Consider the following 12,984-nt stretch of genomic DNA (forward strand, 5'->3'; position numbering starts at 1 on the left):
AGACTCTCTGCGCCGATGGTACTGCAGGGGGGACCCTGTGGGAGAGTAGGACACCGCCGGACTTACTTTGGAAGAAAGCCACCCCCCAGGGGGTGGCTTTCTTTCGTTAAGCACCACCGATTGCGGGCGTGTCAGCTCGCCCGACCACCAGCCACCCGCCCGGGTGGCTTCGTGCGTTAACCCGCCATCGCCCGGCGGTGCGTAGACTCTCAGGGTGATACTTCAGGGCTTGTCTCGTGCGCTTTCGCGCGCCTCCACATTCGAAGCGGCCCTCGGGGAGTACGCTCGCGACGCCGATTTCTCGCTCGCGGAAGGTCTCAACCCACCCCTGCTGGCAGCCCTGCTCGAGCGCCGTCGCGAGGCGGGGAAGCCACCCGTGCTCTTCATCGTCACGGCCACAGGACGCGAGTCTGAGACGCTCCACAGTAACCTCGCCGCTTACCTACCGGACGCCGAGATCATCGAGTTCCCCGCCTGGGAGACGCTCCCGCATGAGCGGTTGAGCCCGAGCGCCGAGATCGTCGGCCGCCGACTCTTCGCATTGCGCCGGATGCGCAGCTGGCAGCAGGAGTGGCAGATGGCCGCCGATGCGGGCGGGACCCCGCCGCATCCGCTGGTCATCCTCGCATCGGTCCGCGCCGCGCTGCAGCCCGTCGCCGACAATCTCACCGACTTCGAGCCGATCGAGCTCGTCGCCGGTGGCCGCGGTTATCGTCTGGACAAGCTCGCCGCGCAGCTCGTCGATCTCGCCTACACCCGGGTTGACATGGTCACCAGGCGGGGCGAGTTCGCCGTGCGCGGCGGCATCCTCGATGTCTTCCCCGCCGTGGCGGAGCACCCCGTTCGCGTGGACTTCTTCGGCGACGAGGTCGAACAGATCCGTGCGTTCTCCGTGGCCGATCAGCGCTCGCTGCCCGACGCCGTCAGCCGGGTGCTGCTGCCGCCCAGCCGTGAATTGCTGCTGAGCGAGCCGGTGCGCCAACGCGCCCGCGAGATGTTGCACGAGTTCCCGAGCCTCTCCCAGATGCTCGCGAAGATCGCCGAGGGCATCCCGGTCGAGGGCATGGAGAGTCTGGCGCCGGCACTCGTGGACAAGCTGGTGCCGATGACGAACTACCTGCCGGACGGAGCCGCGGTCGCCGTGCTCTCACCGGAGCGCGTCGCCAGCCGTGCGGTGAGCCTGGCCGAGACGAACCGGGAGTTCCTCTCCGCTGCGTGGAGTGCTGCGACGTTCGGCGCCGAGGCTCCGATCGATCTGGCATCCGGCGACTTCCTCACCCTGAACGCCGTCCGCGATGCCGTGCGGCTCGGGGCGCCGGGCCGAAAGACCCCCGATCACCCGTGGTGGACCCTCTCGGTGTTCAACGCCGGTGACGCGCTGGCGGCGATCGCGGAGGCCGAGGGCACGAGCATCGCCGAGCTCGTCGCCGATCTCGAGGTCGGCAGCGCGGTGCGCGTGCAGAGCCAGGTCGTTCCGAGCTTCCAGGGCAATGTCAGCGGAGCGATCGACCACGTGGCAGCGCGTCTGCGCGAGGGGTGGAGCGTGGCTATCGTGGCCGGCGGTCACGGCCTCGTCGAACGTGCCAACGATGTCCTGGCGGAGCGTGGCCTCGCCGCGCGGATCGTCGACTCCTTCCCCGAGGAGCCCGCCGCGGGCCTGGCCTACATCCTCCAGGCCGAGGCGGCCCACGGATTCGAGATCGAGGAGGCCAAGCTCGCCCTGATCAGCGAGAGCGAGTTCTACGGCCGGGCGGTCGGCTACGACTCCCGGCAGGTCAAGAAGCTCGCCAGCCGCCGCAAGAACGTCGTCGACCCGTTGCAGCTCGAGGCCGGCGACTTCGTCGTGCACCAGACCCACGGCATCGGCAAATTCATCGAGATGACGCAGCGCACCGTCGCCGCCGGCAGCCGCCCGAAGGGGCCGTCGCGCACGGCCGGGATCGCCGCGGCTCCGACGATCGTGCGTGAGTACCTGGTGCTCGAGTTCGCGTCGTCCAAGCGCGGCCAGCCGGGGGATCGGCTGTACGTGCCCACAGACCAGCTGGATCTGCTCTCGCGCTACGTCGGTGGCGAGGCTCCTGCGCTCAGCAAGATGGGTGGCAGCGACTGGAGCAACGCCAAGACGAAGGCCCGCAGGGCCGTGCGCGACATCGCCGTGGAGCTGGTCAAGCTCTACTCGGCGCGGATGTCGGCCAAGGGACACGCCTTCGGGCCGGACACCCCGTGGCAGCGGGAGCTGGAGGAGGCTTTCCCGTACGCAGAGACGCCCGACCAGCTGCAGACCATCGACGAGGTCAAGGCCGACATGGAGCAGCCGATCCCGATGGACCGCCTGCTCTCCGGCGACGTCGGCTTCGGCAAGACCGAGGTCGCCGTGCGCGCCGCGTTCAAGGCGGTGCAGGATGGCAAACAGGTCGCGATGCTCGTGCCGACCACGCTGCTCGTCAAGCAGCACTTCGAGACCTTCCAGGAACGTTTCGCCGGCTTCCCCGTGCACCTGCGCGCGCTCAGCCGCTTCCAGAGCGACAAGGAAGCCGCCGACACGATCGCGGGCTTGCTCGACGGCACAGTGGATGTCGTCATCGGCACGCACCGGCTGTTCTCGTCGTCGATCATCTTCAAGGATCTCGGGCTCGTCATCATCGATGAGGAGCAGCGCTTCGGTGTTGAGCACAAGGACTCGCTCAAGAAGATGAAGACCAACGTCGACATCCTCGCGATGAGCGCGACACCGATCCCGCGCACGCTGGAGATGGCGGTGACGGGTATCCGCGAGATGTCGACGCTCGCGACACCGCCGGAGGACCGGCATCCGATTCTCACCTTCGTCGGGCCGTACTCCGACAAGCAGGTGAGCGCCGCCATCCGCCGCGAGCTGCTGCGCGAGGGCCAGGTGTTCTTCGTGCACAACCGGGTGTCGAGCATCAACAAGGTCGCCGCCCAACTGGCCGAGCTCGTTCCGGAGGCGCGGATCGCCGTCGCGCACGGCAAGCTCTCCGAGGCCGTGCTCGAGCAGGTCGTCGCCGACTTCTGGGAGCGCAAGTTCGACGTTCTCGTTTCGACCACGATCATCGAGACGGGCCTCGACATCGCCAACGCCAACACGATCATCATCGACAGGGCCGACAAGTACGGACTCAGCCAGCTGCACCAGCTGCGCGGCCGCGTGGGCCGCGGTCGGGAGCGTGCATACGCCTACTTCCTGTACGACGAGAACACCCCGCTGAGCGAGACCGCGCACGACCGCCTGGCGACGATCGCCGCGAATAACGAGCTCGGCAGCGGCATGCAGGTGGCACTGAAGGACCTCGAGATCCGCGGTGCCGGCAACCTGCTCGGCGGAGAACAGGCCGGCCACATCGCCGGTGTCGGCTTCGACCTCTACCTGCGCATGATCGGCGAGGCCGTCTCGACGTTCCGCGGCGACGTCGCGGAGGGGCAGACCGAACTGCGCCTCGAGCTCCCGGTGGACGCCCACATCCCTGAAGAGTATGTCGACAGCGAGCGTCTGCGTCTCGAGGCCTACCAGAAGCTCTCCACGGCCAGCTCGCTCGCGGCCAAGGACGAGAACATCGCCCACGTGCTCGAGGAGCTCACCGACCGCTACGGCGAGCCGCCGGCCCCCGTGCAGACGCTCATCGCGGTTTCGACGCTGCGTCGGCAGGCTCAGCGCGCCAGTCTCAGCGAGGTCGTCGCGATGGGTGACAAGCTGCGCGTCGCCCAGGCGACGTTGCCGGACTCGATCCAGGTGCGTCTGCAGCGCATGTACCCAGGCTCGCGGTACTTCGCGCAGCAGGGCGTGCTCTCGGTGCCGCTGCCGGATCTGAGCGACGACGCGAATCCGGATGCGGCGCTGATCGCGTGGGTCAGCCAGCTGCTCACCGCGATCTTCCCGCCGCCCGTCGTGGTGAAAGAGAAGGCAGCGCCCGCCGAGTAGGCTTGGCAACCCGACCCGCAGACACGCTCGGGGCTTCGCGTGCGTCGCTGCTCCTTCGTCGCTGCGCCGCTCGCTCGAGCCATCGTGCAGTCCCACGTTGGCTTGAGGGAGCAGCCGAGGAACGAGGCCGCCCCCGAAGCCCTGACACACGCGGAAACCCCGCTGGTTGAGCCACACAGTTAGTTGAGCCCTCACCCCGCTGGTTGAGCCCTCACCCCGCTGGTTGAGCCCTCACCCCGCTGGTTGAGCTTGTCGAAACCCTGATTTCGACAGGCTCATTCAGCGGGAGTGGTGCGCTCAGTCAGCGGGCGCTGCTCAGCTGATGTGACCCCACTCGGCGAGGAACTCGCCGACCGTCATGGCCTCGAGGTCGAGTTGGATCTGCTGCAACAGGGTGTCGGCCTCGATGAGGTCCCCGGCACTGCTGCGCAACACCTCGTTGCCCGTCGCCGTGCGCACCACGATGATGTCGGCCACAGACGGGCTGCCGAGGCTGAGGCTCGTGCCGACGAGATAGGCGACCGTGTGGACAACACCGCGGATCCCGCGCGGCGTCTCGCGTGGGCGCAGCTCGGCCGAGAGATGGTGCGAGGCGGGCTCGGTCGAATCGGAGTGGTCATCGGGAGTATGCATGTCCATACGAGCTTAGAAGAGCGGAGCCGTCTCGGGGTCCGGCTCCTCCGCGGCGGAGGCCGAGATCTTGCCGGACCGGTACTGGGCGGCACGCCAGCTCACGAAGGCGGCCGAGAACACCATGGCGATGCCGGAGCCGACGAGCACGGCGATCGTTCCCTCGTCGACAACCTCGTGGTTGCTGGCGAAAGCGAGCTCGTTCATGAGCAGCGAGACGGTGAAACCGACTCCGCCGAGCGACGCGACGACGAGAAGATCGCCGATCTTGAGCCCGACGCCGGAGCGTTTGCCCGCGAACAGCCCGCCAAGCCACCCCGCAAGGGTGATGCCGAGGAGCTTGCCAACGGGCAGCGCGACAAGGATGCCCCAGAAGGCAGGGCTCAGCTCGCTCACGCTCACCGCGGGGATCGCGACGAGGGCGGCAGAGAACGCGAACAGCGGAAGGATGATGCCGTTGGAGTACGGCTCGAGGGTGTGCACCGCGCGACCGCCGGGACGCCGCGCCATGACGAGGCCGAGCAGAACACCCGCGATCGTGGCGTGAACGCCGGACTGGAACACGAAGTACCAGGTGAGCACGGCGAGCACCCACATCGCGATGATGAGGGGCCACTGCGGCTTGCGCGCAAGGATGTAGCCGGAGCGGGGGCGGAGCAGCCGGCTCACGCCGGAGAAGAGCAGGAGCGTCACGGCGGCGAAGCCCAGGTAGTTCAGCTCGACGCTGCTGGTGAAGAAGAACGCGATGATGAGGATCGCCACCAGGTCATCGAGCACGGCAAGCGCCATCAGGAACACGCGTACCCGGGTCGGGATGCCCTTGCCGAAGATGGCGAGCAAGCCGAGAGCGAATGCGATGTCGGTCGCGGTCGGCACGGGCCAGCCGTTCTCCCACCCGGAGCCTGCGGTGATGAGCAGGTAGATTCCGGCCGGAACGACAACCCCGCCGAGCGCGGCGACGGCGGGCAGGGCCGCCTTGCTCAGGCTGTTCAGCTCGCCGATCGCGAGTTCGCGCTTGAGCTCGACAGCCACGATGAAGAAGAAGATCGCGAGCAGTCCGTCACTGACGAAGTGCCCGGTCGAGATGTCGAGGCCCAGCCACGGCAGTTCGAGATGTTCGCCCTTGAAGGCCAATAGCGCGGGGCCGACGGCGCTGTTGGCAAGCACGAGGCCCAGCACGGCAGCAGCCAGCAGCAGCATGGCTGCGTAGCGTTCGGAACGGAAAATAGCCACGAAGGGCCCTCCTGATTGGGTTCGGTCGACGTCATTGAGCATTGCTGCCCGCCGACCAGACTTCCCGGCTCACCACTGACGAGTTTAGCGGGGCGGTCGGCGGATGCCGGCTCCGACGTGCAGCTCAGCGTCGAAGTGAACGCCCGCCGCCTAGGCTGGATGCATGACTGAGACGATCGCCGCCACCCCACTCGACGAGTTGATTGCAACGGTGGCGAAGCTGCGCGGACCGGGCGGATGCCCCTGGGACGCCGAGCAGACCCACGCCTCGCTCGTGCAGTATCTCGTCGAGGAGACACACGAACTCGTCGACGCCATCGAGGCCGGCAGTCGTGAGGAGATGATCGAGGAACTCGGAGACGTGCTCTACCAGGTGATCCTGCACAGCGACATCGCGGCAGCCACAGCGGGGGAGGACTTCACGGTTCAGGATGTCGCGGCCGCCCTCAACGCGAAGCTGATCGGTCGGCATCCGCACGTCTTCGGCGATCGGGTGGCCGAGACCTCCGCAGACGTCGTGGCGTTCTGGGACGACCTCAAGGCCGCGGAGAAGCCGGAGCGCTCCAGCGTGCTCGACGGGATCCCGCAGGGCATGCCGTCGCTGGCCCTGGCCGACAAGCTGCTGGGCCGGGCACAGAAGATCGGACTGATCGAGGACGCCGACGGCGGGATCCCATTCACCAGCGAGGACGAGCTCGGCCCCATGCTGCTCGCCATCGTCGCCGGCGCCAAGGCGCGCGGACTCGACGCCGAGCGCGCGCTGCGCAGCACGCTGCGCGACTTCCAGGACGAGATCCGCGAGGCCGAGACCACGCTCTAGCGTGACGCGAAGCGTCACGAAAGGCGGCAGCCCGAACCAAGGCAACCTCAAGAACCGCCGGCGATGCGGGCCGAGATCCTCCGGTCAGGCCACGCGGCTGCCCGTCGGCAGGCGCTTCGCCGGGGTGTCGGTGCGCGTGAACGCCCAGAACAGTGCGCCGGCGCCGAGTAGCAGGTGGATGCTCAGACCGACGAACCACGACGGGACGGCGTCGTTGTACATCTCCTCGGCCGTCGGGTAGTCGCCGCCGCTGCCGTTGAAGTCCTGCGGCGATCCGCCGTCCGCACAGGCGTCGTAGACGGTGTCGAGCTCCGGGGAGTGCTGCGCCGAACGCACGCCGGTGGCGATCCACCCGAACAGGTCGGTGGGGTTGCCGAGCTCGTCGAAACTGCCCGGTGCGGCATCCGCGACGACGACGTAGGGGTTGGCGGCCAACACGCCCCAGTAGTAGTCGAAGCGCGGCACGCTCGACTCGTGGACGACGGGATCGGTGCACGTCCAGCGCCCGTTCGCCTCGTCGGCCGGCGGGTTGTTCCAGTCGAAGTCGCTCGACGTCGTCGTCACCGTCGACTGCGTCGCGAGTCCGGCCAGGCCGAACAGGATGAGCGTGCCGACGCTGAGCGCGGCGATCACCAGGTAGGTGGTCACGATCGAGAACAGCGGCCGGGTCTGGATGCCGCTCAGCCCGACACCGATCGCGGCGATCACGCCGAGTTCCAGGGCGAGCACGAGCGTCGAGATGGCGACGGTGCCGAAGGAGACCTCGCCGAGCACCACCGCCACGAGCAGGAACGGCAGCGCGGCCACGAGGAACGCGAGCGCCGTCAGCCAGGCGGCCACGAACTTGCCGAGCACCAGCTGCCAGGTGGTGATCAACGTCACCTGGGTCGTGGCGAGCACGCCGGAGTCACGGTCACCGTTGATCGCGTTGCCGCTGAGCGCCGGCGAGACGAGGCTGCCGAGCAGCAGCACGAAGAAGATGATCGTGGAGAACATGCCCCCGCCGCCGGATTCGAGGGCGTTCGTGGCGAACCAGAGCAGCACCGTGACGAGGCCGACGATCACGAAGAACACGCCGAGCAGCACGTACCAGGCCACGCCGCGCACGCGCTGGCGCAGCTCGAGGGTGACGATCAACCGGAGGCCGCTCCAGAAGGGTGGGCGGGCGGATGCCGCGACCGTGGCGCTCATGCCTGACCCTCCTGTCCGTTGGTGCCCGCCCGGTTCAGGTCGAGGAAGGTGTGTTCCATCTCGCCGACGGCCGGCCCGAAGTCGCTGATCTGTGCGCCGGCCGCGACCAGGCGCCCGAGCGTCTCGGCCGCTTCCGCCTCATCGGCGAAGGCGATCAATGTGCCGACGTTGTCGACGGCGACGCGCTCGGCGCCGAGTCCGACCGCGCCGATGGCCGCGGCGAGCCGCGCCGGGTCGAGTGCACGCACCCGCCACTGCCGTCGGCTGTTCTGGGCTCGGGCGATCTGCTCGGCGCTCGCCGTGACCCCTCCGGCCAGGTACACCGCGGAGTCCGCCATCTCGTCGAGCTCGGAGAGCACATGACTCGAGACGAGAATCGCCGTGCCCTCACCGGCGAGCCGGCGCACGAGTGCCCGCAGATCGGCGCGCGCCGCTGGATCAAGGCCCGATGCCGGCTCATCCAGCAGCAGCACCTGGGGGTCGTGCACGAGTGCGCGCGCCAGGGAGAGTTTCTGCTTTTGCCCGCGCGAGAGCACCCGCGTCGGCTGCTCGGCCAGGGGCGTGAGGCCGGTGATGGCGAGCAGTTCGACCGCCCGCACGGCGGCCCGCTCGCGCGGCATCCGGTAGAGCCTGCCCGTGGTCTCGATGGCCTGCCGCACGCTGAGCGTCGGCCAGGCTCCGAGGACATCGGGCATCCATCCCATGCGGGCGCGCACCGCGGCGGCATCGGCGAGCGGGTCGTATCCGGCGATGCGGATGCTGCCGGCATCCGGCGCCAAGAGGGTGGCGAGCATCAGCATCAGCGTCGTCTTGCCCGCGCCGTTCGGTCCGATCAACCCGGTGACAGAACCGGGGCGAACCTCGAGCGACGCGTTCCGTACCGCGTGCACGTCGCCGAAGCTCCGGCTCACCCCGCTGACGTTGATCCCCGCCGTGCCGTCGACTGTTGTCACGATCCGCGTACCGCCCCGATGCTCGCCTGACTGAAAGTGGTCTCAGGCTAGCCTGTCCTGCCTAGCCAGCGGGCGTTTGCGGCGCTAGCGTCACAGTTATGAGCGAGAAGACCTTCAACGAACTCCTGACCATCCAGATCGGCAACGAGTTTGCCGCGTCGCAGCAGTACATCGCGATCGCGGTGTGGTTCGACGCCCACGACCTGCCGCAGCTGGCCGCGCATTTCTACCGGCAGTCGGTGGAGGAGCGCAACCACGCCATGATGCTCGTGCAGTACAGCCTCGACCGTGGCGTGCCGATCACGATCCCCGGAATCCCCGCCGTGCAGAACGACTTCGCGAACGTCGTCGAGCCGGTGGCGCTGGCCCTCGGCCAGGAGAAGCAGGTGACGACCCAGATCGAGGAGCTGTTCAGGGCCGCACGCCGCGATGGCGACGCCCTCGGTGAGCAGGCCATGCTCTGGTTCCTCAAGGAGCAGGTCGAAGAAGTCGCATCGATGAGCACGTTGCTCACCATCGCGGAGCGCGCAAAGGACAACCTCTTCGACCTCGAGAACTTCGTCGCCCGAGAGACCATCGGCGACGGCGGCGTCGACTCCGACGCCCCCCAGGCCGCCGGCGGCGCGCTCTAGGGTCCGATCGAGCACACGAACGGTGCCTCCCCGCTTCGGGGAGGCACCGTTCGTCGTTCAGACGCCATGCTCCTCGGATGCCGGGGCGGCCGGTTCCTCAGCGATGCGCTGCTCTGCGACGCGGCGTTCAGGCACGGTGAACGGCAGCGCACCGACATTCGGGGCGATGATCACGCTGAGCGTCACGATCGCGATGGCCGTCGCAGCGAACGGCAGCGCCACAGGCGCGGCCGCCGCGATGGCGAGCGCAACGGCCAGTGCCGCGGCAACCGCATAGCTCGCACGAACGAGCAGCTCCTGCCGGAACCAGCGCTGGGCAGCCATCGGCGAGAGCCGCTCCCACACCGCCTGACGTTCCGAACGGCTGGCATAGAGCGAGTTCAACCAGATCAGCAGCGCAGCGGCCAGGACGACGCCGATCACGGCCGGCCAGACGTCGAGACGCTCCCCGGCGTCGTCCGTGATCGTTGCCACATCGAGCCGTAGCTCGAGCTGGAGCCACGCCAGCACCGAGTTGATCACCGCCACAGCCCAGCTGAGTGCGGCGATCACGGCGGCCTGGACCCCGGGAACGAACGGCAGCATCGCGGCAATCACGACGGAGCTGATGAGGTTCGCGCCGCGACTGCGCCGGATGAGCACGCTCTGCGCAACGCTCGTGCGCGCGGCGGCCTCGTTCTCGGCGGGCAGGCCGTCGCCGAGCAACACCCTCGCCACCGGGTCGATCACCTGGGCCGTGTTCCCCGAGTAGCTCTGGTGGTCGGTCACGGGCATGCTCGTGTTGTGCACGGCGTGCTCGCTCGGCCCCGGCACCTCATCGCCGGCCCCGAGCACATAGCTGCCCTTCCACCGGGCGGCCCGCGCCGCCGTCGAATCGCCGAGCGGCCCGGCCGCGAAGGGGTCCCAGATCGCCCAGTAGTTGTGCCAACGCACGAGGCCGCCATCCGGCAGCGCGGAGTTCGCGAGCCACTCGCGCACCCAGTGCCCCTCGCGGCTCGAGCCGAAGCCACCGCGCGGCGTGCCGAGCAGGGTGTTCGCAGCGCCGACGGTGTGCAGCTGGGTCACGTTGAAGCGGAGCGGCGCCATGTCGACGAAGAGGGTCTCCGCGCTTATCGCGGCGCCCTCCGAGTGTGCCAGCACGACGATCTCCCCGCCGGGGCTCAGCATGCCGTGAGCCTCGACGATGCGGTCCTGCACCGCCATCCGCATGGCGGCGGCGCGCAGCGGCCGCTCACGCCACGTGCCGACATCCCCGACGAACGCCACCAGGGCGTCGACGACGTTCTGAACGTGCTTCTTCACGAAGGGAATGAGCATGAGGGGGCTGAGCAGCGGCAGGATCAGCGTGAGGAGCGCGCCGAGTGCCAGGAGCACAACGGCGAGGCCGGCGGAGAGCAGCACGCCGAAGAGCATGAGCAGGCCCGAGAACAGCCGGCGAAGCAGACCACGCGGCGGATCGACGTGCGCGGCCGCCGTCTGTCTGGTCGGGGGCCTGGTCGCCGCGCTGGCTGCCCGCGTGCCGAAGGAGGGCACGCGCACGAGCGTGCGGGCGAACTGTCGGAACATGCGCCACAACACCCGCCAGAGGAAGCGCGCGCCCCAGCGGAACACCTCGCTGCGCGTCATCGGAACGAACGATTCCGACCAGCGCGCCTCGAGGATGGCGATGCGGCGGCGCTGGCCGGGCGTGCTCGGTGCATCCTCATCGTCGGCTGAGGCATCTCGCCAGACCGCGTCGGCGACGACGTACGGTGTTCCGGGCCCAGACAGCACCGACCCGATCACCGTCACGCCGGGGGCCCAGCCGTCGTCGATCGGCCGCTCGTGCAGGCCGGGCTCGGTGACATGGGCGTACTTGGCGATCCAGTCCGCGCGCCCGAGAAGCGGTTCCGCCCACTCGAGCAGCGTGCTGCCCTGCGTCGCCTGCCCCATGCCGTGCACGACGACGAGAGCAATGTCGGCGTCGACCGCGCGATGCTCTGCCGGCGTCGGAGCGGCGTCGGGTTCCCGCCGTTCGATCATCACGCCGTGCTCGGCGGGGGAGAGGGGCAGCGGCGAAGCGGCCACTGCGGGAGCGGGGGCAGCGGCAACGGGCGCGGTCGCTTGCCTGCCGCGGCGGGAAATTCGCATGGCTGCTCCTGCACTGCTCGATCCGTGCACTGCGTGACCCACGGTGCACAGGCGTGCGCCGGGGGATCCGTGAACGAAAGATATACCCCGGCGGTGTCGTCGGCCAGCGCTCGGCGGTGCTCAAAGAATCGGCGGTGCTGAAAGAATAGGGACATGGCCCAGACTGTGACCCCGCCGCGAGGCATGCGCGACTTCCTTCCCGCCGACAAAGCCCGCCGCGAGCACGCGCTGGGGATCATCCGGGCGAGCTATGCCGCCCATGGTTTCGACGAGATCGAGACGCCGGTCATGGAGGACGCGGCGCGGCTGCACTCCGGGCTCGGCGGCGACAACGAGAAGCTCGCCTTCGCCGTGATGAAGCGCGGACTCGGCCCCGACGACCTTGCAGCAGCGGCGGCATCGGGAGACACCCTCGCCCTGGCCGACCTCGGGCTGCGCTTCGACCTGACCGTTCCCCTTGCCCGCTTCTACGCCACCCACCGCGCGGCTCTGCCCGGCGTGTTCCGGTCGATCCAGATCGCCCCGGTCTGGCGCGCCGAACGGCCGCAGAAGGGTCGCTACCGCCAGTTCATGCAGTGTGACATCGACATCATCGGGGAGGCCGGTCAGCTGGCCGAGATCGAACTGATCGGTGCGACCGCCGGCACGCTGGAGGCCCTCGGCCTCAGCGGGTGCAGCATCCGCATCAACGACCGCCGGATCCTCTCCGCGCTGCTCACGCACTGGGGCGTCGCAGAGACGCTGTTCGAACGGGCGCTCATCACCATCGACAAGCTCGACAAGATCGGTGCAGCAGGCGTGGCCACCGAGCTGGCCGGTCTCGGCGTGACGGTCGACAACACCGACGCCGATGGCATCGCCGAGACGCTCGACGGCATCGCGAACGCGGGCTGGGAGCTGCTGCACGGCGTCACGCCGCCGCCGGCCTGGCTCGACCAGCAGGCATACTCCGAGCTGCTCACGCTTCGGGCGGCTCTGCCCGGCGTCGATCTCGTCTTCGACCCGACACTCGTCCGCGGCATGGGGTACTACACCGGCACCATCTTCGAGATCGCCCACCCCGAACTGGGGTACTCGCTCGGCGGCGGCGGCCGGTACGACGGCATGATCGGTCGTTTCCTCGGCACCGACGTTCCGGCCTGCGGCTTCTCGATCGGCTTCGAGCGCATCGTCGACCTGCTGCCAGAGGACGCGGCCAGCACCGCGGACGCCGTCGTGATCGTGCACGAGAAGGATGCCGCGCCGGCCGAGCTGATGGCGCTCAAGCGTCAGCTCGTGGCATCCGGAACGCGGGTGCGGCTTGAGAAGCGCAGCAAGAACCTGAAGGCGCTGCTGGAGCGGGCCGAGGCCGACGGATTCACCCGTTTCGCCCTGCTCGGGCAGGGCGTGACGGACGCCGGCGCGCTCGAGTTCAAGGCGCTCGGCGGCTGAACGGGCGGCTGAACGGCTGCTGATCGG

Annotated in this window: 9 protein-coding genes; 4 read left to right on the forward strand and 5 right to left on the reverse strand. The window is 68.8% G+C overall.

The window, feature by feature from the left end:
* The first annotated feature begins 214 nt into the window (after positions 1-214).
* Positions 215-3,937, forward strand: coding sequence for a transcription-repair coupling factor (gene mfd / locus ASC66_RS15775; RefSeq protein WP_055841823.1), 3,723 nt, complete (start codon positions 215-217; stop codon positions 3,935-3,937).
* A gap of 315 nt (positions 3,938-4,252) precedes the next feature.
* On the opposite strand, the gene ASC66_RS15780 is transcribed toward mfd, so the two are convergent.
* Entirely contained in the window at positions 4,253-4,570 is a 318-nt protein-coding gene (locus tag ASC66_RS15780) for a hypothetical protein (RefSeq protein ID WP_157509827.1), read from the reverse strand.
* 12 nt (positions 4,571-4,582) lie between these two features.
* Positions 4,583-5,800 carry a Na+/H+ antiporter NhaA gene (locus ASC66_RS15785; protein WP_082492421.1) on the reverse strand — a complete coding sequence of 406 codons (1,218 nt, stop codon included), beginning with the start codon at positions 5,798-5,800 and terminating at the stop codon, positions 4,583-4,585.
* A gap of 163 nt (positions 5,801-5,963) precedes the next feature.
* Here ASC66_RS15785 and ASC66_RS15790 point away from each other — a divergent pair, with 163 nt between their 5' ends.
* Positions 5,964-6,620, forward strand: a complete 657-nt coding sequence (locus ASC66_RS15790) for a nucleoside triphosphate pyrophosphohydrolase (RefSeq protein ID WP_055841832.1) — start codon at positions 5,964-5,966, stop codon at positions 6,618-6,620.
* 84 nt (positions 6,621-6,704) lie between these two features.
* Here the strand turns inward: ASC66_RS15790 and ASC66_RS15795 are convergent, their stop codons facing one another.
* Both ASC66_RS15795 and ASC66_RS15800 read right to left on the reverse strand, forming a co-directional pair.
* On the reverse strand, positions 6,705-7,811 hold the full coding sequence (locus ASC66_RS15795; protein ID WP_055841836.1) for an ABC transporter permease: 1,107 nt from the start codon (positions 7,809-7,811) through the stop codon (positions 6,705-6,707).
* Entirely contained in the window at positions 7,808-8,764 is a 957-nt protein-coding gene (locus ASC66_RS15800; RefSeq protein ID WP_055841839.1) for an ABC transporter ATP-binding protein, read from the reverse strand. The genes ASC66_RS15795 and ASC66_RS15800 overlap by 4 nt, the downstream gene beginning before the upstream one ends.
* 98 nt (positions 8,765-8,862) lie before the next feature.
* Here ASC66_RS15800 and ASC66_RS15805 point away from each other — a divergent pair, with 98 nt between their 5' ends.
* Complete coding sequence (locus ASC66_RS15805; protein WP_055841842.1) at positions 8,863-9,396, forward strand: ferritin; 534 nt, start codon at positions 8,863-8,865, stop codon at positions 9,394-9,396.
* A gap of 57 nt (positions 9,397-9,453) precedes the next feature.
* Here the strand turns inward: ASC66_RS15805 and ASC66_RS15810 are convergent, their stop codons facing one another.
* Positions 9,454-11,526: a hypothetical protein gene (locus ASC66_RS15810; RefSeq protein ID WP_157509828.1), complete on the reverse strand. Its 2,073-nt coding sequence runs from the start codon at positions 11,524-11,526 to the stop codon at positions 9,454-9,456.
* A gap of 153 nt (positions 11,527-11,679) precedes the next feature.
* On the opposite strand from ASC66_RS15810, the gene hisS reads away from it, so the two are divergent.
* The gene (gene hisS / locus ASC66_RS15815) at positions 11,680-12,957 is read left to right on the forward strand and encodes a histidine--tRNA ligase (RefSeq protein WP_055841851.1); all 1,278 of its coding nucleotides are present in this window, start codon (positions 11,680-11,682) and stop codon (positions 12,955-12,957) included.
* Positions 12,958-12,984 lie beyond the last annotated feature (27 nt).

This window comes from Leifsonia sp. Root4, assembly GCF_001425085.1.
GTDB lineage: Bacteria > Actinomycetota > Actinomycetes > Actinomycetales > Microbacteriaceae > Microterricola.